This window comes from Nonomuraea sp. NPDC050783, assembly GCF_040802095.1.
Taxonomy (GTDB): Bacteria; Actinomycetota; Actinomycetes; order Streptosporangiales; family Streptosporangiaceae; genus Nonomuraea.
Map to the genome: position 1 here is coordinate 500,228 of NZ_JBFAHK010000004.1, position 20,543 is coordinate 520,770.

The window sequence follows — 20,543 nt, forward strand, 5'->3', positions numbered from 1 at the left end:
GGGACGACACGTACGTTAGGTAACCCTAACCACCTGGCCGCGGCGGATGTCTCGACGTCAAGATATCTCCAGGATATCTCGACATCAAGTTAAACCGGTACGAGACGCCAGAAGAGCAGGCCGATGATGGCCACCGAGAGGATCGGGGCCAGGATCTTCTGCTCGAACTTCTTGCCGGTCTTGATGCCGATCTTCCACGGCAGCACGAACTTGGCCCCGAGCGGCCAGAGCACCGGGCAGCCCCGCTCGGTCATGCAGTCGCCGACGACGTGGATCAGGCAGCCGACGCCCACGGCCAGGCCGAGCCAGGCGTAGCCGACGCCGAGGGAGAGGAAGACGGCGTACAGGCCCGCGGTCATGCCGATGTTGACCATCGCGGAGCCGAGCTTGTTGCCCGGGATGCCGATGCCGATCGCGCGCAGGGCCAGGCCGATGAGCAGCACGACCATGATGTCGCGGCCGATGGGATAGGCGGTGGCCAGCCAGTGCGCGCCGAACCCGAGCGCGACGGCGAAGGCCAGCGAGTGGGTGGCGCCGCGGTGGCCGCCGCTGAGCCAGGACACGAGCTTGCTCAGCAGCCAGGTCACCGGCCCGAAGGTCTGGGCGATGGTGGCGCTGGGATGGTCGAGGTCGGGCAGCATGGCCGCGCCCGCGCAGATGAGGGCCCCGGCGATGAGCTCGGCGGGGGTCAGGGCGCCGGCCATGATCCCGGTCTCGATGAAGCGGGAGGACTCGTTCAGCAGCGGCAGCGCGGCGAGCGGCGGTGCCAGCCCCAGCCAGGCGATGGCCCCGGTCATCGCGTGCGTGTGCCCCATCATGATCGGGACTGTACGGCAAAGCCGGCTTTGACGCGGACCCGCATGCTGCTCCTTTGCTCCCGCGCGTGAAAGACCCGTAAACGCAGACGAGGCCGTCTCTCGCGGCGACAGCACCCCCCAGCCCTGCCGACGCGGAACGACCTCGTCTGCTCTGTTCAACGGCGCCACCCCCGAACCTGTTCCCGGATTCCGCAACTTTTTCGTGATCTGGCTCACGTCCGGCGGGGGCTTGCTGCCGACACAGTAACGATATATCTTTGACGCATCGAGAACATATCACGATGTAGGGGGAAACCTATGAGTTCCGCACAGGCAGCGTCCGGCCCCTGGCCGGGCTCGCACGAGTACCGCCGCGCCGCCCGCGAGGCCTTCAAGGCCGTCGCCGACGCCTTCGAGGAAATGGGCGGCCGCGCGCACCGCCGGCACGAGCACCGGCACGAGCACCGCGAACGCGGCCGCAGGGGCGGGCCGGGCCCGTTCCCGTTCGACTTCGGGCGCGGCCCGTGGGGCGGCCCGGGCGGGCCGTTCGGCGGGCACCGCGGCTGGGGCGGCCGGGGCCGCAAGGCCAAGCGCGGCGACGTCCGCGCCGCCATCCTGGCCCTGCTCTCCGAGGAGCCGCGCAACGGCTACCAGATCATCCAGGAGATCGCCGAGCGCAGCGAGGGCGGCTGGAAGCCCAGCCCCGGCGCCGTCTACCCGGCGCTCCAGCAGCTCACCGACGAGGGCCTGGTGGTCGCCGAGGAGAACGAGGGCCGCAAGACCTTCCGCCTCACCGAGGAGGGCCGCGGCTACGTCGAGTCGCACACCGACGAGGTCCGCGCCCCGTGGGACGAGATGCGCCCGGACATCGACGACAACGTCACCGAGCTGTGGCAGATCGGCCGCCAGTCGGCCTTCGCGATGATGCAGATTCTCCAGACCGGGAACGACGCACAGATCCGCGAAGCGCGTAAGACTTTGGTGGAGACCCGGCGCAAGCTCTACCAGATCCTGGCTGACGGCGACCCGGGCGAGGAGTGACCCTGCGAGGCCGGAAGAGCGAGGAGCCAGGCAATGGACCCGAACGACCTCCGCATCGGCGACGCCGAGCGCGAGCAGACGATGGCCGCCCTGCGCGAGCACTTCGCCCAGGGCCGCCTGACCCGCGAGGAGCTCGACGAGCGGCTGGACCAGGCGCTCGCGGCCAGGACCGGCCGTGACCTCTCCCAGGTCACGGCCGACCTGCCCGGGCCCCACCACCGGGAGGCCGCCGCGCGTCCCGCGTCACCGTACGACATGGACGGCTGGCGCGAGGCGATGACCGCGCACCACCGCCAGGTGCAGTCCCCGCACCAGACGCATCACGACATGCGCCGGGCCCGCAGGGAGATGCGTCACCAGATGCACCAGTGGCGGGGGCACCCCGGGCGCCGCCACCACCACGGCCCGCACCCGTTCGTCGGCGTGCTGTTCCTCTTCATGATCATCGGGCTGATGGTGGGCGGCTTCGGCATCTTCAAGGTGCTGTTCGGCGTGTGGCTGCTGGCCATGGTCTTCAGCCTGGTCCACCGGCGCTTCCACTACCGCGGCTGAGGAGGCCCGCGCAGATCGTTTTTGGGCCTTGACCCTGCGGGGGGCGCCATTGATGATCTGGGCGGGTTTTCCAGACGCGAAGGGAGCCGCATGACCGAGCACGGCGCTCCGGCCGGGATCGACAATCCGTTCGCCGCCGTCGCGCACGCCGACGGGCTCGTCCTGGATCCGCTGGAGTACCAGGCCGCCTTCGACCGTGACCACGCCGTGCGGACCGAGCCGATGTGGAAGCTGGAGCGCGCCCAGAGCTTCTACGAGCCCGACGTGGCGAGCTGGCGGGCCATGATGGACGGCGACTGGGCGGGCTCCCTCGCCCTGGTCGCGCGCATGGCCGAGCCGCTGGAGCGCTACTTCCGCGACCGGGTGCCGGTCCGGCGGGTGCGGGTGGTGGAGTTCCCGATCACGCCCTACCTGCAGTGGGAGATGCACGTGCTGGCCGAGCGGGCGCGGGCCGGCTCGCCGTGCCGGGTGGTGGGGGCCGCGCGGGTCGCCGGCCTCGACCCGCTGCCCGAGCTGGTCGTCTTCGGCCCGTCCCTCATGTACGAGGTCCTGTACGACCGCCACGGCGGCTGCCGAGGCGGCCGGCGCGTCACCGACGCCCGCGTCGTGGGCCCCTGCCTGGAGGCCGTGCGCGACCTGTACGCCGGCGGCGAGGACGTGCTCGCCTTCCACGAGCGCGAGATCGTGCCGCTGCCGCCGCCGGCCGTCACCGACGAGATGCGGGCCGCGGTGCCCGCCTACGGGCACCGCACCGAGGAGTTCAGGGTCTGAGCGGCCCGCCCGCCTCGTTGACGCACCGCAGCACCGGGAACCTGGTCAGCGCCGCCGCGTCCAGCTCCCTGCCGGTCGTGACGTGGAAGTGCGCGCTCTCGCCCGGCAGCAGGGTGACGAGCTGGTCGTCCACGCTCGCGTCCGGATCCAGCCGGTCGGGGAAGAGGGCCAGCTCGCGCAGCACGGTGCGGGCGGTGACGCTCACCCGGTAGCCGCCGGGCGCGGGCTCGGCGTGCGCCTCCCAGGCCGCCTCGGGGAAGGCCACGGCCGGGTCCTCGGCGTAGAACCGCACGGCCCGGACGGGGCCGAGGCGGGCGGCCAGCAGCTCGCGCGCCGGGTCGTCGGCGGCGGCCACCGGCGGCGGCAGCGCCACCCTGGACACCGCGCGCGGCGCCACGTGCACGGCGACGACCTCCTTGGCCAGCGGCTCGCCCGCCAGGCCGCGCCGGGTCAGCTCCAGCTCGCCCGACCACGCCTGCGAGGTGTCGTTGACCACGGCCAGCTCGCCGTCCACGAAGGTGAGCAGCCGGTCGGCGTAGGCGCGGCGCAGCGCGTGCCAGAGCGGCTTGCGCCGGCCGTCGCCGTCCACCGCCGACCAGGACGTCACCGGCCAGCAGTCGTTGAGCTGCCAGACGATCGTGCCCATCGTGTGCGGCATGAGGGCGCGGAAGCGCTCCACGCCGAACGCCACCGCCCGCGCCTGGTTGAGCTGCGTCAGGTAGTGCCAGTCGTCGAACGTCTGCGGCCGGGGCAGGTGCGCGCCCAGCCCGCGCAGCAGCTTGTCCTGGCCGTCCACGGCCTTCTGGTGGGAGGAGTCCGGGGTCAGCGGGTCGTCGGAGGAGGCCCGGCGCAGGGTGGCGTACGCGGGCGGCCCCTGGAAGCCGAACTCGGCGACGAAGCGCGGCCGGTAGGCGGCGTAGCGGGTGTAGTCCTCGCGGTTCCAGACGTCCCAGATGTGCACGGTGCCGCGGGCCGGGTCGTTGGGCGGCAGGCCGGGGGCGCCCGAGTAGGGGCTGCCCGGCCAGTACGGCCGGGTCGGGTCCAGCTCGGCCACGATGCCCGGCAGCAGGTCATGGTAGAAGCCGGCGCCCCAGCTACGGCCCTGGAGCCGGTCGCGCCAGCCCCAGTCGGCGTGGCCCTCCAGGTTCTCGTTGTTGCCGCACCACAACACCAGGCTGGGGTGCGGGGCCAGGCGGGTGACGTTCTCGCGCGCCTCGGCGGCCACCTCGGAGCGGAACGGCTCCTCCTCGGGGTAGGCGGCGCAGGCGAACGGGAAGTCCTGCCACACCATGAGGCCCAGCTCGTCGGCCAGGTCGTAGAAGTCGTCGCTCTCGTACAGGCCGCCGCCCCAGACCCGCAGCAGGTTGACCCCGGCCGCGGTGGCCTGCTCGAACCGCGCCGCCAGCCGCTGCCTGGTCACGCGGGCCGGGAAGCAGTCGTCGGGGATCCAGTTGACGCCCTTGACGTAGACCGGCACGCCGTTGACCTTGAAGCGGAACGCCTCCCGTTCCAGCTCCACCGAGCGGAACCCGATCCGGCCGCGCCACTCGTCCTCGCCGAGCCGCACCGCCAGGTCGTAGAGGGGCTGGGCGCCGTGGCCGCGCGGCCACCACAGCTCGGGGCCGGGCACCCTGAGCCTCAGCACGGCGGCGCGGCCCTCCAGGCGCTGCTCGGCGCTCACCCCGCCCACCTCGGCGGAGAGCGTGAGCGGCCCCTCCGCCACGCGCTCGACGCGCACGTGCACCCGCACGCTCCCGTCGGCGTACGCCAACGGCCGCACCTCCGCCAGCCGGGCGCCGCTCCAGCTCTCCAGCCCGATCGGCCGCCAGATGCCGGCGGTGACCAGCGTGGGCCCCCAGTCCCAGCCGAAGTTGCAGGCCATCTTGCGGATGAACGGGTAGGGCTCGTCGTAGGCGCCGGGCCGCTCCCCCAGCGCCGCCCGCCGCTCCTCGGCGTAGGCGTAGGCCGAGCCGAAGGTGACGCTCAGCTCGTTGGCCCCGTCGCGCAGCAGGTGGCGGACGGGGAAGCGGTAGGAGCGGTGCTGGTTGGCGGTGCCGCCGACGCGGACCCCGTTGAGCCGGACCTCGGCGACCGTGTCCAGCCCCCGGCACACCAGGTCCGTGCGCTCGTGCTCGTCGGGCGACCAGGCGAACGTGGTGCGGTAGGTCCAGTCCCGGCGGCCGATCCAGGCCAGCCGGCGCTCGTTGTCGTCCAGGTAGGGGTCGTCGATGAGCCCGGCGGCGAGCAGGTCGGTGTGCACGCAGCCCGGCACGGTGGCCGGGACCCCGGTGATGAGGTCCGCGGGGTCCTGCGACGACAGGGTCCAGCCGTCGTGCAGCGGACGGTAGTTCAAGAAGATCTCCTTAGCAGGTCGTCAGCCGGGCGCACGCCACGAAGTGTCCCGGGCCGGCCTCCAGCAGGCCGCCGGACGCGCCGCGCTCGTGGTAGAGGCAGGTCTCCACGGCCTCGGCGTCGGTCCATTCCTGGTGCAGGCGCGGCACCGCCGACAGCAGCTCGCGGGTGTAGGGGTGGAGCGGGCCGCCGAAGACCTCGCCGGTCGGGCCCATCTCCACGACCGTCCCCTTGCGCAGCACGATCGTGCGCTCGGCCAGGTAGTTGCCGAGCGACAGGTCGTGCGTGATGTAGAGCACGCCGAGGCCCCTGGTCTTCAGCTCGGCCAGCAGGTTGAGCACGTCGATGCGGGTGGAGGCGTCCAGCATGCTGGTGATCTCGTCGGCCACCAGCAGCTTGATGTCCAGCAGCAGCGCGCGGGCGATGAGCAGGCGCTGGAGCTGGCCGCCGCTGAGCTGGTGGGGGTACTTGCCGAGCACCTGGTCGGGGTTGAGCCGCACGTCGCGCAGCGCCGCCCGGACCCGCTCGTCCCACTCCCGGGCGGGCACGTCCGGACGGTACGACTCCTTGATCATCGCGAACACCCGGTCGGCCTTGAAGACCGGGTTGAACGAGCTGAACGGGTCCTGGAAGATGCCCTGGACGTGCCGGTAGTACTCCTTGCCCGAGCGGGCCGGGCGGCCGTCGAAGGTGATCGTGCCGCTGGTGGCCGGGTTGAGCCCGAGGATCATGCGGCCGATCGTGCTCTTGCCGCTGCCGCTCTCCCCGATGAGGGAGACGACCTCGCCGGGCACGACGTCGAAGCTGACGTCCGCGACGGCGGTGACGGTCCGGCCGCCGAAGGCGCCGATCCTGAACACCTTGGTGACGTGGTCGAGTCTCAGCATCATGCCTTCCAGCAGGCGACGTAGTGACCAGGCGCGACCTCGGCCACCGGCGGCTGCTCGGCGCACTCGTCCCCGGCGAGGGGGCAGCGGTCGCGGAAGCGGCAGCCCGGGGGCGGGTCCAGCAACGACGGCGGGCTGCCGGCGATGCCCTCCAGCCTGCGCTCGGCGTAGCGGACGCCGACCTCGGGCAGCGCGTCGATGAGCAGCCTGGTGTACGGGTGCCTGGGCGCCTTGACGAGCACGTCGGCGGGGGCCTTCTCGGCGAGGCGGCCCGCGTACATGACCATGATCGTGTCGGCGATGTGGTGGGTGAGCGCGATGTCGTGGGTGACGAAGATCATGCTCTTGACGTAGCCGCTGTCGCGGAAGCCGAGCAGGGCGCGGGCGACGGCCTTCTGGGTGGAGACGTCGAGCGCGGAGGTGACCTCGTCGGCGATGAGCAGGGACGGGTCGAGCAGCGTGGAGATGACCATGACCATGCGCTGCTTCATGCCGCCCGACAGCTCGATCGGGTAGCGGTCGAGCACCTCGCGCGGCAGCCCGACCTGGTCCATGCGCCGCTCCAGCTCGGCGACGTCCAGCGCGGCGCCGCGCGACCTCAGCAGCTCCCCGACCATCTTGCGGATCTTGCGGGTGGGGTTGAGCGCGCTCATCGCGTACTGCGGGATGAGGGAGACCTCCTTGAAGCGGAAGTCGTTCATGGCGCGGTCGTCGGCGATGGGCAGCTCCCGCCCGTCGAGGACGACCCGGCCGCCGACGTGCCGCATGCGGCCGTCCATGCGGATGAGCGCCTTGCCCAGGGTGCTCTTGCCGCAGCCGGACTCGCCGACCAGGCCCAGGATCTCGCCGTCGCCCAGCTCGAAGGACATGCCGTCGAGCGCGCGCACGTCGCCCCTGAGCGTGCGGTAGTGGACCTCCAGCTCGCTGACGTGCAGGCTCATGTCTCCCTCAGCTTCGGGTTGAAGACCTCGTCGAGGCCGACGTTGGCCACGTACAGGGCGCCCACGATGGCGGTGATGGCGGCGCCGGGCGGGACGAACCACCACCACATGCCGAGCTGGAGCGCGCTCCACTGGTTGGCGTTCTGCAACATCAGGCCCAGCGAGACGCCCTCGGTGGGGCCGAGGCCGATGAAGTCCAGCGAGGAGGCGATGAGCACCGAGCCGCCGAACAGCAGGATGAACGTCATGAACAGGTAGGAGCTCATGTTCGGGGCGATCTCCCTGGCGATGATCCGCCAGGTGCCCGACCCGCTCATCCTGGCCAGGTCCACGAACTCCCGGGTACGCAGCGAGAACGTCTGCGCCCGGATCGCCCGCGCCGCCCACGGCCACTGCGTCAGCCCGATGAACAGGCCCTGCACCGCCACGCTGCGGATGCCCAGGTAGGCGTTGACGATGAGCAGGACGGCCAGGGTGGGGATGACCAGGATGACGTTGGTCAGCATGTTGAGCACCTCGTCCACGAACCCGCCGAGGTAGCCGGCCGCGAAGCCGACGGCCATCCCGATGACCGCGGCGATGCCGCCGCCGATCACGCCGACCGCGAAGGTGCTGCGCAGGCCGTACACGAACTGGGCGAAGATGTCCTGGCCGAAGGTGGTGGTGCCGAGCCAGTGCTCGCCGGTGGGCGGGCTCATGGGCCGGGGGCCGTACTCGTTGGGCGTGGCGTCCACCAGCAGCGGGCCGAGCAGGCCCAGCAGGAGCAGCGCGAGCACGATGACCAGGCCGGCCATCAGCTTGCCGTTGCGCACCGCGAAGTGGAGCGCCTCGCGCCGCACCCCCTCCCGCTCGCGCGGGACGGTTTCCTGGATCGTCGTCATGCCTGCGCACCCGCCATTCCCGCCCTGGTCCTGGGGTCGACCACGACGTAGACGATGTCGATGATGAAGTTGGCGATCAGCACGCCGAGCACGATGAACAGGAACGTGCCCTGCAGCAGGAAGAAGTCCTTGTTCTGGATGGCCTTGAGTATGAGGCTGCCGAGGCCCGGGTAGGCGAAGACGATCTCGGTGACCAGGGCGCCGGCCACCAGCACGCCGAGCTGCAGGGCCAGGCCGGTGATCTGCGGCAGGACGGCGTTGCGGAAGGCGTAGCGGCGGACGAGCCGGGCGGGCGCGCCGAGCGCCGACAGGTAGGTGGAGTAGTCGGACTCCAGCTCGTAGATGATCATGTTTCGCATGCCGATCGCCCAGCCGCCCAGCGCCACCAGGAACAGCGACAGGAACGGCAGCGTCCAGTGGTGCAGCAGGTCGAGCAGGAACGCCCACGACAGGTTGGGGCGCATGGAGAAGCTGTAGCCGCCGGCCACCGGGAAGATCCCCGCGATGACGCCGAGCGACCAGGCCAGCAACACCGCCAGCCACATGTACGGCATGGCCGTCAGCACGTACCCGACCGGTAGGACCGTGTTGTCGAGCAGCTTGCGGCGGGCCGCGTACGCGCCGAACCGGTTGCCGACGACCCAGCTCAGCAGCACCGACGGGACGATCAGCGCCAGCGTGTACGGCACCGCGCCGCCGATCACCTGGCTGACCGGGGTCGGGAAGAGCCAGATGCTGGTGCCGAAGTCACCGCGCAGCAGCGCGCCCCAGAAGTTGGCGTACTGCGCGAGCAGCGGCTGGTCCAGGCCGAAGAGGCTGGTGTAGTAGGCCCGCATGGCCTCGACGGCCTCGGGCTTGGTGACGTTGGCCCGCGCGACCATGCTGGCGACCGGGTCGCCGGGCATGAAGCGCGGGATCATCCAGTTGATCGTGACGGCGACGAAGAACGTCAGCCCGTAGATGAGCAGTTTCCTGCCGAAGTAGCGACGCACGTGATCTGTCTCCGGGAAGGCCCCGCTCCCGGGCCCGCCGACCGGCCGACCGACCGGCGGACGGGCGGACGGGCGGGCGCGCGCGGAAGCGGGGGCGGGGGCGGGGGCTGGCGGCTCGGCTAGGAGGCGTTGGGCTGGAGCTGGGTGAGGGTCTCGAAGCCGCCCAGCTCGATCCAGTTGCGCCACATCACGGCGGGGGTCTTCGGCGCGCCCCCGGCGGCGGCCGGCCAGTTCTTCCAGGTGGAGGTGCTGGACTGCGCCCACAGGCCGTTGTACCAGAGCGGGATCACCGGCAGGTCGTCCAGGTGGATCTGCTGGAGCTGGGAGATGATCTTCTGCATGCCGGCGGTGTCGTCGGTCCTGACCTGGTCGAGCTGCTGGACGAGGTCCCAGGCCTTCTTGTTCTCGTAGCGGGCGAAGTTCACCGTGTTCTGCTGCTTCTGGATCGGCAGCTGGAAGAGGTACTCGTAGTAGGTGTAGGGCGAGTTCGACAGCTGCCGCTCGTTGTTGATCAGCAGGTCGAAGTCGCCCTTGCCGCGCTTCTCGACCAGGGCGTTGAAGTCGGGGAAGTCTGGGGTGATCTGGATGCCGGCGGTCTTGGCGCTGGCGGCGATCGAGCGGGCCGACTCCATCCAGTCGGTCCAGCCGGACGGGACGATCAGGGACAGGCTCAGCTTGGAGCCGTCCTTGTTCTCGACGTACCCGTCGCCGTCGCCGTCCTTGTAGCCGGCGTCGGCCAGCAGCTTCTTGGCCTTGGCGGTGTCGAAGGTGAAGCCGGAGGCGCTGACCACGTTCTGGTCGACGTACTTGTCCCACTGCGGCAGCAGGCCGGTCGGGCTGGCGGCCTTGACGAGGTTGCCGTACACGCCTTCGACGATCTTCTTGACGTCGATCGAGGAGGCGAGGGCCTTGCGGAAGGCGGGGTCGTCCATGGGCTTCTTGGTGGTGTTGGGCACCAGCCAGGCGGTGTTGGCCGACAACATGTACGGCGGCTCGTTGTAGTAGGTCGTCAGGCCGAAGTTGCCCTTGACCAGGTTGGCCACGCCGGGCAGGAAGTTGTTGCTGAGGTCGAGGCCCTTCTGCAGCAGCAGGCCCATCGCGACCTCGTTGCTCGGGGTGGCGATGTCGACGATGTAGCGGGGCTTGGGCTCCATGTTGAGCGTGCTCTTGCCCCACCAGTCGTCGCGGCGCTGCAGGACCACGCGGTCCTGGTCCTTGCTCATGAACTTGTAGGCGCCCGTGCCGACCGGGTTCTCGTTGAGACCGTCGAGGACCTCCTTCTCCGCGCGGCCCTTCCAGATGTGCTCGGGGACGATCGAGCGGCTGTAGAGGTTGAAGTCCCACTGCTGGTAGTTGGCCTTGGAGAAGGTGAACGTCACCGTCTGGTCGTCGGTGGCCTCGACCGACTTCAGCCAGTCCCACAGGTGGTGGTAGGGGATGGTCTCCATCTTGCCGAGCTCGAAGGAGAAGACGACGTCCTTGGCGGTGAAGGGCTGGCCGTCGGACCACTTGACGCCGGGGCGCAGCTTGACCTCGTAGGTGGTGTCGTCGGTCCAGGAGCCGCTCGCCGCCAGCCAGGGCGTGAGCTTGGCGGCGACGGTGTCGTAGTGGAACAGCGTCTCGTACACCAGGCCCTTGGTGCCGACCGCCGAGTCCCACTCGCGGATCGGGTTGAAGTTGGCCGGCGGGCCCCACTGGGTGCCGGTGGTGTAGAGGGTCTCGTTGCGGGGGAGCTGGTTCGGGTCCGCGCCGGCCGGCCCGCTCTGGCCCTGGCCCTGGGTGGCGGCCGGCCCGGTCGGCGTGGAGGGGCCGCCGCTGCAGGCCGTGACGGCGAGCAGGCCCGCCGCGACGAGCGGGATGATCTTCCGAGCCCGGTTACGCATCGCTTCTCTCCTTCCTTCGCGCGCGGCGCGAAGGCTCCTACGTGCCAGTCCGATGGGAGCGCTCCCAGTGACCCCCGCCGATGAGCGCATGGATTGCTGAACCGGATAAGTACCGCGAACGTAAATTCCCCGTGTCACCTCCGTCAAGAGCCGTGACGCTTTCGAGACACAGGGCTGGGAACGCTCTCAAAGCCTGGCTAACCGGTTCAATCACCGGGTTTCGGGCAGTCCGTATAGAGAGCCGCAGAGGTCGCTTCAGACGCCTCAGAGGACACTTCGGTTTACCTGCAACATCACGGAAATGTCGCGAATTGGATGACAAACGGGTTGCGGCCCCGCCAGAATGCCTAGCCATCCAGCGTCTATCGCAACTGGAGGAAACCCCCCATGCGCAGACCCCTAGGGGTTCTAGCCGGCCTGGTGAGCGCCGCCGCCCTGTGCGCGCCGGTCACCGCGGCCGAGGCCGCCACCGCAACCACCGCGGCCGAGGCCGCGAACGCATCGCAGTCGGCCTGCCGGGTGACCGTCACCAAGCCCAGGCTGAGCGGCAACGCGCTCACGATCGTCTCCTCGGCCGCCCGCCGGGGCTGCTTCTCCCGCGCGCTCGTCCGCATCCGCGTCCAGCGGGCCGTCCCCGGCCCGGACCCGGTCGTCAAGAGCGGCGCCACCAGGAACGGCCGCATCACGCTCACCCTGCCCTGCGCGCCGGGCACGTACTACGCGACCGTCACCGACTACCGCGGCGGCACCGCGAAGTCCAGGCCGGTCAGGCTCACCTGCACCCCCACCACCCCGGCGCCGGGCACGCCGACGCCCACGCCGACGGGCTCGTCCACCCCGACCTCGACCCCGACCTCCTCCCCCACCACCTCCGCCCCGCCCTCCGGCGGAACGGTCGGCACGGCCGAGGAGAACGAGGTCCTGCGCCTGACCAACGCCGAGCGCGCCAAGGCCGGCTGCGGCGCGCTCAAGCACGACCCGCAGCTCCGCGCGGCCGCTTCCGGCCACTCCGCCGAGATGGCCAGGCGCGGGAAGATGGACCACAACTCCGCCGACGGCAGCAGCTTCATGGACCGCATCCGCGCGGCGGGCTTCACCGGCGGCTCGGCCTTCGCGGAGAACATCGCCGAGGGCTACACCACGCCCAGCGCCGTGGTCCAGGGATGGATGAACAGCTCGGGGCACCGGGCCAACATCCTGAACTGCCGCTACACCCTCATCGGGATCGGCGCGGCCAAGAACGCGGCGGGCCGGATGTACTGGACGCAGGACTTCGCCGCCCGATGAGCCCCTCAGGCGGCCAGTGACGATCGCAGGCGGCGCATCTCGTCCGCGATCCCGGCCAGGGTCCAATGGGCGTTGAGCCCGCTCGGGTTGGGCAGCACCCACACCCTGGCCCCGCCCACCGTCTCCTCCTGCGGCCCGATCCGCGCCTTGGGCCGCAGGAAGGCGGTGCGGTACGCCGAGACCCCCAGCACGGCGAGCACCTGCGGCGCGACCCCCGCCACCTTGGCGGCCAGCACCGCTCCGCCCTCGACCAGCTCCTCCTTCGTCAGCTCCGACGCCTTGGCGCTGGCGCGGGGCGCGAGGTTGGTGATGCCCAGCCCGTACGAGGGCAGCAGGTGCTGCTCGGACGGGGCCAGCAGCCGCGGCGTGAAGCCGGACAGGTGCAGGGCGGGCCAGAAGCGGTTGCCGGGCCTGGCGAAGTGGTGACCGGTGGCCGCGGACATGAGACCGGGGTTGATGCCGCAGAACAACACGTCGAGCGAGGGACCGAGAACGTCGTCGAGCACGGCACAGGTTAGCCCATGTCTTCGAGTTTGCGACCCTTCGTCTCCCTGACCCACTTCATCACGAAGAAGAACGACAGCAGGGCGAACAGCGCGTACGCGGCGTAGGTGAGCGGCAGGTTCCAGTCGGCCAGGGCCGGGAACGACACCGTGATGGCCCAGTTGGCGATCCACTGGGCCGCCGCGGCGACGCCGAGCGCGGCCGCGCGGATGCGGTTGGGGAACATCTCGCCCAGCAGCACCCAGACCACCACACCCCACGACAGCGCGAAGAACAACACGAACACGTTGGCCGCGACGAGCGCGATCGGCCCCTGCGGCTCGGGCAGCGCGACCCCCCCGCTCGCGGTCGTCCGGGACGCGCTGAACGCCCACGCCGCCGTGGCCAGCGAGAGCGCCATCCCGGCCGAGCCGATCATGAGCAGCGGACGCCGGCCGATCCTGTCCACCAGGGAGATCGCGATGAACGTGCCGATGATGTTGATGATCGAGCTGGAGAAGCTGATGAGCAGCGAGTCGCTCTGGTTGATGCCGACCGACTGCCACAACACCGACGAGTAGTAGAAGATCACGTTGATGCCGACGAGCTGCTGGAAGGCCGACAGCACGATGCCGACCCACACGATCCCGAGCAGCCCGAGCGCGGGCCCCCGCAGGTCCTTCAGCCCCGGCACCCGCTGGGTGCGCAGCACGTGCTGGATCTCGGCGATGCGCTCGTCGAGGTCCACGCCCTCGCCCTCGACCTCGGCCAGCACCTCCCGCGCCCGCCGCGACCGTCCCGACATGATGAGGTAGCGCGGCGACTCGGGGATGGTCAGCGCGAACAGCAGGTACAGCAGCGCCGGGACGACGCACGCGCCCAGCATCCACTGCCACGCCTCCAGCATCCACAGCCGGTTGTTCACCTCGCCGCCCGCCAGCCGCGCGATCACGTAGTTGACGAGCTGCGAGACCGCGATGCCGAGCACGATGGCGAGCTGCTGGAACGAGCCCAGCCGCCCCCGGTAGGCGGGCGGCGCGACCTCGGCGATGTAGGCCGGCCCGAGCACCGAGGCCATACCGATCGCGAAGCCCGCGACCACCCGCCACAGCGCCAGGTCCCACAGCGCGAACGGCAACATCTGCCCGATCGAGCTGACCGCGAACAACAGCGCCGCCACCTGCATCGACCGGGTGCGCCCCCACCGGTCGGCCAGCCGGCCGCCGGCCCAGGCGCCCACGGCCGAGCCCAGCAGCGCGATGGCCACCACGAAGCCGGTCTCGACCGATCCCACCCGGAAATGCCGCTCGATCCCGACGACCGCGCCGTTGATGACGGAGCTGTCGTAGCCGAACAGGAACCCGCCGATGGCGGCGGCCGCCGTGATGAACACGACGTGCCCCAGGTGCTCTTGGTGCGTGTGCTGAGTGGCCATGCGGGTCCTTTCCCTGGATCCAGGGGGCATACCCGCACGTCACAGCCCTAAGAAGGCGATTGCCCAAGCTTTAAAGGCGCGGGTCCACCGGCTCCGACTCCAGGGCCAGCACCGCGAAGACCGGCTCGTGCACCCGCCAGGCCGCCTCGCCGTCCGCCAGCCGGGCCAGCGCCTCCAGGCCGAGCGCGTACTCGCGCAGCGCGAGCGAGCGTTTCTTGCCGAGGAAGCGCCTGCGCAGCACGTCCAGCGACTCGGTGTAGTCGGGGCCGTAGATGATGCGCAGGTACTCGCGCCCGCGCACCTTGATCCCGGGCTGCACCCGGCCGGGCGTGTACGCGGCGGGCTTGACCACCATGCCCTCTCCGCCGGCCGCCGTCATCGACTCCCACCAGGCGGTGGCCGCCGCCCGCGACTCCGGCGAGCCGAGGTCGGCGAAGACGTGCCGGGTCGGGGCGATCAGCGGCCCGTCCAGCCTGGACAGCGTGGCCAGGTGCCAGGCGTGCGGCTCCAGCGCCGTGGCCCGCCCCTCGCAGGCCAGGATCTGGAACGGCGCCACCTTGACCCCTTCCAGGCCGTCCACCGGCCAGCAGTACCGCGCGTAGGCCGCGCGGAACAGCTCGGCGTTGGCGGAGCGGCGCCGGGTGCGCTCCAGCAGCCCGGCCACGTCCAGCCCGCGCCCGGCCGCCGCCTCCAGCGCGGACAGCGCCGCCGGCAGGGCGGCGCCGGCCGCGGCGCCCACCGACGCGTACTGGCTCCTGATGAGGTCGCCGGCCTTGGCCGACCAGGGCAGCAGCTCGCAGTCGAGCACCACCCAGTCGGAGCCCAGCTCGTCCCACAGCGGCGCGCAGGCCGCCCGCAACCCCTCGACCAGCGGGCCGGTGTCGGCGAAGAACGGCCGCCCGGTACGCGTGTAGACCGCGCCGCAGGAGCCGTCACGCACGCCGAACCGGGCCGCGGCGGCCTCCGGCGTCCGGGCCAGCACGGCCACCGCCCGCGAGCCCATGTGCTTCTCCTCGCAGACCACCTCGCGCACCCCGGCGGCGGCTAGCTCCTCGAACGCCTCGTGCGGGTGCTCCAGGTAGCCGTCCAGCCGGGAGGTCTCCGGCGGGGCCATCGTCGGCGGCAGGTAGACCAGCCAGCGCGGGTCCACCGCGAAGCGGCTCATGATCTCCAGGGCGGCGGCCGCGTTCTCCTCCGCGACCTTGATCCGGCCGCCGAACCGGGTCTCGACGTGCCGGGTGCCGATCACGTCGCCGACGTCCAGCATGCCCGGGTCGCGGGCCGGGCCGGTGCCGAGCGGCTTGACCGGCTCGTACCAGACCTTCTCCGCCGGGACCTGGACGAGCTCCCGCTCCGGGTAGCGCAGCGCGGTCAGGTGGCCGCCGAAGACGCAGCCGGTGTCGAGGCAGATCGTGTTGTTGACCCACTCGGGGCTCGGCGTGGGCGTGTGGCCGTAGACGACCATGGCCCGGCCGCGGTACTCCTCGGCCCACGGCAGGCGGACCGGCAGGCCGTACTCGTCGGTCTCGCCGGTCGTGTCGCCGTACAGGGCGAACGAGCGCACCCGCTTGGAGGCCCGCCCGTGGTAGGACTCCTTGAGCCCGGCGTGCGCGACCACCAGCCGTCCGCCGTCCAGCCGGTAGTGGCTGAGCAGGCCGTCCATGAACGCCTTGGCCCGCGCCACGAACTCCGGCGGCTGCGCGGCGAGCTGGTCCAGCGACTCCCGCAGGCCGTGGGCGACCTTGACGTTGCGGCCGTTGAGCGCGCGCACCAGCTTCTGCTCGTGGTTGCCGGCCACGCACAGCGCGGTGCCCGCCTCGACCATGTCCATGACCAGGCGCAGCACGCCCGGCGTGTCGGGGCCGCGGTCCACCAGGTCGCCGACGAACACCGCCGTGCGGCCCTCGGGGTGCCGGATGCCCTCCCAGCCCAGCCGGGCCAGCAGCGCCTCCAGCTCCGCGCGGCAGCCGTGCACGTCGCCGATGACGTCGAACGGGCCGCTCAGGTGGGTCAGGTCGGACCACGCCTTCTCGTAGGTGATGCCGGCGGCGTCGATCTCGTCCGTGCCGCGCAGCACGTGGACCTTCCTGAACCCGTCGCCGGAGATCTTGCCCAGCGAGCGGCGCAGGTCCTTGCGCTGGCGGATCACCACGCCGGGGCCGAAGTCGCGGTCGGGACGCGCGGCGTTGCGCGCGATCGCCACCTCCTCGGGCACGTCGAGCACGATGGCGTCGGCCAGCACGTCGTGCTTCCTGGCCAGCTCGACGAGGCTCTTGCGGGCGGCGTACTGGACGTTGGTGGCGTCCACGACGGTGAGCAGGCCGCGGGCCAGCCGTACGCCGACGATGTGGTGCAGCAGGTCGAAGGCGGCCGGGGTGGCGGCCTGGTCGTTCTCGTCGTCGGCGACCAGGCCGCGGCAGAAGTCGGAGGAGATGACCTGCGTGGGCTTGAAGTGCCGGCGCGCGAAGGTCGACTTGCCGCTGCCGGACACGCCGACGAGCACCACGAGGGACAGCTCAGGAACGCTGATCACGGGTGAAGACTCCCATCTGGGTGGGCGGGCCGACCTCGGGGTCGTCGTCGCCGACCGGCTCCAGGGTCACCTGGTAGCCGTGCTCGGCCGCCACCCGGCCGGCCCAGGCGGCGAACTCGGCTCGGGTCCACTCGAAGCGGTGGTCGGGGTGGCGCAGGCCGGTGAGGAATTCGTAGCGGACGTTGTACTCGATGTTGGGGGTGGTGACGATGACGTGCCGGGGGCGGGCGTGGCCGAACACCACGCGCTCCAGCGCCGCCAGGCGGGGCGGATCGACGTGCTCGACCACCTCCATGAGCACGGCGGCGTCGTAGCCGGACAGGCGCTTGTCGGTGTAGGTGAGCGCGCCCTGGAACAGGGTGAGCCGGGCGCGCTTGGCGTCGGGCATGCGGTCCAGGCGCAGCTTGCGGGCGGCGATCGCGAGCGCCAGCGGGGAGACGTCCATGCCGGCCACGCGGGCGAACCTGGGCCTGGACAGCAGCGCGCCGACCAGCTCGCCCTGGCCGCAGCCCAGGTCGAGCACGCTCACCGCGCCCAGCTCCTCCAGCCTGGCCAGCACGGCCTCCCGCCGCCGCACACTCAGCGGCCTCGCGGGAACGGCGGGCTCCGCAGCGCTCTCGCCTGCCGCCTCCGCTTCGGCGGCGGCGGCCTCGTCGGCGGCGCTGGCGCCGGCCGGGGCGTCCTCGGCGAGCGCGGGCTCCAGGTGCTCCTCGGTCTCGTCGCCCAGCTCGGCCAGCCGGGCCAGCGCCGTGCGGGCCAGCGTCCAGCGCCGCCCCAGGTAGCGCCGGGTGATCAGGCCGCGCTCGGGATGCCCGCGCAGCCAGCCCTCCCCCGCCCGGATGAGCTTGTCCACCTCGTCGGGCGCGATCCAGTAGTGCTTGCCGTCGTCGAGGACGGGCAGCAGCACGTACAGGTGGTTGAGCGCGTCGGCCAGGCGTACGGTGCCGCGCAGCGCGAGGCCGACGTAACGCGACTCGCCCCATTCGGGGAAGGCGCTATCCAGCGGCAGCGCCCGCGCCTCGACCTCCCAGCCCAGCGGCTCGAACAATCGGCGGGCCAGGTCGGGCCCGCCCCGGCAGGGCAGCGCGGGCAGCCGCAGCTCCAGCGGCAGCGCCCGGTCCGGCAGCTCCGGGCGGGCCTTGCAGCGGCCCGCCCGCGCCGTGCGGAAGACGTCGCCCAGCGCCACGGCCAGCAGCGAGGAGGCGGCGTAGGGGCGGTCGTTGACGTACTGCGACAGGCTGAAGTCGGGCGAGCCCTTGCCGCGCGACCTGACCAGCGCGACCGGGTCGATCTCCAGCAGGAGCGCCGCCGTGCAGCGCTCCTCGTCCGCCTCGGGATAGAACACCGTGGCCGTGCCGGAGGACTGGCTGAACTCCTGCACCCGCCCGGGATGCTTGTGCAGGAGGAAGCCCAGGTCGGTGGCGGGTCTCGCGGTGTTCGTGATCGTCAGCAGCACGTCCCAAGTGTGCCGGAACGCCACGAAGGCCCGCCAACCGTTTACCCCGGTCACACGTGGGGCAGCACCTCGGCGGCGATCAGCTCCAGGTGCTCCAGGTCCGCGAGGTCGAGGATCTGCAGGTAGAACCGCTCGGCGCCGAGCGCGCCGAAGGCGCCGATCTTCTCGACCACCTCCGCCGGGGTGCCGCACAGGCCGCGCTCGCGCAGCTTGTCCGGGTCCTCGCCGATCGCCGCCGCGCGCCGCGCGATCTCCGCCCGGTCCGCGCCCACGACCGTGGTCTGCGCCGCCGACATCACCACCTCGCGGCCGGTCGCCTCGCACGCCCGGCGCACCCGGTCGAACGCCGCGCCCGTCTCCTCCAGGGAGCGGAACGGCAGGTTGAACTCGTCGGCGTAGGTGGCCGCGAGGCGCGGCGTGCGCTTGGCGCCGGACCCGCCGATGATGATCGGCGGGCGGGGCCGCTGCACGGGCTTGGGCAGCGCGGGCGAGTCGGCCAGCCGGTAGTAGCTGCCCTCGAAGGAGTAGGTCTTCTCCGCCGTCCACAGGCCGGTGATGATCTCCAGCTGCTCCTCGAAGCGGCCGAAGCGCTCGCCGACCGGCGGGAACGGGATGCCGTACGAGGTGTGCTCGGCGTCGTACCAGCCGGTGCCGAAACCCAGCTCGACCCGGCCACCGCTCATCTGGTCCACCTGGGCCACGCTGATGGCCAGCGGCCCGGGCAGCCGGAACGTGGCGGGCGACACCAGCGTGCCCAGCCGGATGGCCGAGGTCTCCCTCGCCAGCCCCGCCAGCGTGATCCAGGCATCGGTCGAGCCGGGGCCCGGCGCACCCGTACCGATGCGTTGGTAATGGTCGGACCGGAAAAAGGCGTCGAAACCCAGCCGTTCGGTGGCCTGGGCGACGGTGAGCAGGTCGTCATATGTCGCGCCCTGCTGGGGCTCGGTGAAGATCCGCAGCTTCATGGGACACATTATCGGCGCGCGGCGGACCCGAATCCGGAAGGGGGTGACGCCGTGCCGCCGGGCTTGCTAGCGTTCAACCTCTGCGCCCTATGTAGCCGGTCGAACACAGGGAGTGCACTATGTCGCGGCAGCCGAGGGAGCCGGGCATGCTCCCCCGCCCCCTCGCGGCTCTCGCGGCGCTGGCGCTCGTCGCCGCCACCACGGCCGCCGTCCGGCTGCTGCCCGCGGGCGCCGCCCCACCCGCTCCCCCTGCTGGTCCCCCTGCTGCTCCCTCGTCCGTTCCCCGGGCCGGGGTGATCGTGCGGCACACGCCCGCGCTGTCCGTCGCCGTGACCGGGGCGCCGGTGCCGGTGTTCGCGAGGTTCGTCGACACCGCCCGCGAGCCGGGCTTCGACCTGCCGGCCGAGGCCCTGCGCACCGGCGTGCGCCACTACCTGCTCGGCCATCTCGTCGCGGGCGGCGCCGACGGCTGCTCCCCCCGGTGGGCGAGCCCCGACGGCACGCACCTCGGCCCCGGCGAGAACCCCGTGGCCAACCGGATCGGGCGGCTCAGGGCGCTCGGCGGCGACGCCGCGCCCTCCTTCGGTGGGGCCGGCGGCGCCGACCCGGCGGCCGTCTGCGTCCGGCCGGGCGGGCTCGCCGCCGCCTACCGCCGGGTGGTCGGCGCCTTCGACGCCGGCACGCTCGACTTCGAGCCCCACGACGCCCCCGCCGCGTACCCCGCCTCAGGGGACCCCGCCTCAGGAGAGCCCGCCCCAGGAGACCCCGGTCCGGGGGCCGACGCGGGGGTGGTGCTGCGGAGGGCGCGGGCGTTGCGGGCGTTGCAGCGGGAGCGGCCGTTGCGGGTCAGCTTCACATTGCCGCTGCGGGCGTCCGGGCTCGACCCCGCGGACGCCGCCGCGCTGCGCACCACCCGGCAGGCCGGCGCCGACGTCGCGACCGTCAACCTGCTGGCCCTCCTGGAGCCGCGCGCGGCTCCCGCCGGCCGCCTGGGCCGGCTCGCCACGGCCGTCCACCTCGCGCGCGCCCAGATCGCCCGCGCCCAGGCGCTGGACGACCCGGAGGAGGCGTGGCGGCGCGTCGCCCTGACGCTCTTCCTGGAGCACGGCTCCGACCTCGACGTACGCGACGCCCGCACCCTCAAGGCGTACGCCGCCCGCCACGGCCTGGCCTGGCTGTCGCTGCGCGGAGCCGCCCCCGACGAGGAGATCTCCGACGTTCTACGAGGTACCGCACCCTGACCTATAAAATCCCCTTACGCGATGTTGTTCCAGCCGGCAGGGGAGG

General features: G+C 71.8%; 17 protein-coding genes. 5 read left to right on the forward strand and 12 right to left on the reverse strand.

Annotated elements, in window-relative coordinates; all coding sequences use genetic code 11:
* Positions 1-89: 89 nt before the first annotated feature.
* Positions 90-818: a metal-dependent hydrolase gene (locus AB0H75_RS13725; protein ID WP_367795532.1), complete on the reverse strand. Its 729-nt coding sequence runs from the start codon at positions 816-818 to the stop codon at positions 90-92.
* A 297-nt stretch (positions 819-1,115) separates the two neighbouring features.
* Between AB0H75_RS13725 and AB0H75_RS13730 the strand changes: the two genes are divergently transcribed.
* The 3 genes from AB0H75_RS13730 (at position 1,116) to AB0H75_RS13740 (ending at position 3,161) form a co-directional block, all read left to right on the forward strand.
* Positions 1,116-1,838: a PadR family transcriptional regulator gene (locus tag AB0H75_RS13730; protein ID WP_367795535.1), complete on the forward strand. Its 723-nt coding sequence runs from the start codon at positions 1,116-1,118 to the stop codon at positions 1,836-1,838.
* A 33-nt stretch (positions 1,839-1,871) separates the two neighbouring features.
* The gene (locus AB0H75_RS13735; RefSeq protein ID WP_367795537.1) at positions 1,872-2,390 is read left to right on the forward strand and encodes a DUF1707 domain-containing protein; all 519 of its coding nucleotides are present in this window, start codon (positions 1,872-1,874) and stop codon (positions 2,388-2,390) included.
* 90 nt (positions 2,391-2,480) lie between these two features.
* A complete protein-coding gene (locus tag AB0H75_RS13740) occupies positions 2,481-3,161 on the forward strand; it encodes a DUF6879 family protein (RefSeq protein ID WP_367795540.1) in 681 nt (226 codons plus the stop codon).
* Here AB0H75_RS13740 and AB0H75_RS13745 read toward each other — a convergent pair.
* The 6 genes from AB0H75_RS13745 to AB0H75_RS13770 form a co-directional block, all read right to left on the reverse strand.
* Entirely contained in the window at positions 3,151-5,514 is a 2,364-nt protein-coding gene (locus tag AB0H75_RS13745; protein ID WP_367795543.1) for a glycoside hydrolase family 2 TIM barrel-domain containing protein, read from the reverse strand. The two genes, AB0H75_RS13740 and AB0H75_RS13745, sit on opposite strands and share 11 nt — an antisense overlap.
* Before the next feature lie 10 nt (positions 5,515-5,524).
* A complete protein-coding gene (locus tag AB0H75_RS13750; protein ID WP_367796015.1) occupies positions 5,525-6,400 on the reverse strand; it encodes an ABC transporter ATP-binding protein in 876 nt (291 codons plus the stop codon).
* Entirely contained in the window at positions 6,400-7,341 is a 942-nt protein-coding gene (locus AB0H75_RS13755) for an ABC transporter ATP-binding protein (RefSeq protein ID WP_367795546.1), read from the reverse strand. Before AB0H75_RS13755 ends, AB0H75_RS13750 begins: the two co-directional genes overlap by 1 nt.
* Positions 7,338-8,222, reverse strand: a complete 885-nt coding sequence (locus tag AB0H75_RS13760) for an ABC transporter permease (protein WP_367795549.1) — start codon at positions 8,220-8,222, stop codon at positions 7,338-7,340. Before AB0H75_RS13760 ends, AB0H75_RS13755 begins: the two co-directional genes overlap by 4 nt.
* The gene (locus AB0H75_RS13765; RefSeq protein WP_367795551.1) at positions 8,219-9,214 is read right to left on the reverse strand and encodes an ABC transporter permease; all 996 of its coding nucleotides are present in this window, start codon (positions 9,212-9,214) and stop codon (positions 8,219-8,221) included. Before AB0H75_RS13765 ends, AB0H75_RS13760 begins: the two co-directional genes overlap by 4 nt.
* Before the next feature lie 119 nt (positions 9,215-9,333).
* Positions 9,334-11,097 (reverse strand): ABC transporter substrate-binding protein, encoded by a 1,764-nt coding sequence (locus AB0H75_RS13770; protein WP_367795553.1) that lies wholly within the window; start codon positions 11,095-11,097, stop codon positions 9,334-9,336.
* A gap of 387 nt (positions 11,098-11,484) precedes the next feature.
* On the opposite strand from AB0H75_RS13770, the gene AB0H75_RS13775 reads away from it, so the two are divergent.
* The gene (locus tag AB0H75_RS13775) at positions 11,485-12,384 is read left to right on the forward strand and encodes a CAP domain-containing protein (RefSeq protein WP_367795555.1); all 900 of its coding nucleotides are present in this window, start codon (positions 11,485-11,487) and stop codon (positions 12,382-12,384) included.
* 5 nt (positions 12,385-12,389) lie between these two features.
* On the opposite strand, the gene mug is transcribed toward AB0H75_RS13775, so the two are convergent.
* The 5 genes from mug to AB0H75_RS13800 all read right to left on the reverse strand — a co-directional run bounded on the left by mug (position 12,390) and on the right by AB0H75_RS13800 (position 19,256).
* A complete protein-coding gene (gene mug / locus AB0H75_RS13780) occupies positions 12,390-12,890 on the reverse strand; it encodes a G/U mismatch-specific DNA glycosylase (RefSeq protein ID WP_367795558.1) in 501 nt (166 codons plus the stop codon).
* An 8-nt stretch (positions 12,891-12,898) separates the two neighbouring features.
* On the reverse strand, positions 12,899-14,302 hold the full coding sequence (locus tag AB0H75_RS13785; RefSeq protein WP_367795561.1) for a sugar porter family MFS transporter: 1,404 nt from the start codon (positions 14,300-14,302) through the stop codon (positions 12,899-12,901).
* Between the two features lie 70 nt (positions 14,303-14,372).
* Positions 14,373-16,835, reverse strand: coding sequence for a polynucleotide kinase-phosphatase (locus tag AB0H75_RS13790; RefSeq protein WP_367795564.1), 2,463 nt, complete (start codon positions 16,833-16,835; stop codon positions 14,373-14,375).
* On the reverse strand, positions 16,819-18,291 hold the full coding sequence (locus tag AB0H75_RS13795) for a 3' terminal RNA ribose 2'-O-methyltransferase Hen1 (RefSeq protein ID WP_367795567.1): 1,473 nt from the start codon (positions 18,289-18,291) through the stop codon (positions 16,819-16,821). The genes AB0H75_RS13790 and AB0H75_RS13795 overlap by 17 nt, the downstream gene beginning before the upstream one ends.
* A 50-nt stretch (positions 18,292-18,341) precedes the next feature.
* Positions 18,342-19,256 carry an LLM class F420-dependent oxidoreductase gene (locus AB0H75_RS13800; RefSeq protein ID WP_367795570.1) on the reverse strand — a complete coding sequence of 305 codons (915 nt, stop codon included), beginning with the start codon at positions 19,254-19,256 and terminating at the stop codon, positions 18,342-18,344.
* Between the two features lie 146 nt (positions 19,257-19,402).
* Here AB0H75_RS13800 and AB0H75_RS13805 point away from each other — a divergent pair, with 146 nt between their 5' ends.
* On the forward strand, positions 19,403-20,497 hold the full coding sequence (locus AB0H75_RS13805) for a hypothetical protein (RefSeq protein ID WP_367795573.1): 1,095 nt from the start codon (positions 19,403-19,405) through the stop codon (positions 20,495-20,497).
* The last annotated feature ends 46 nt before the right edge of the window (positions 20,498-20,543 follow it).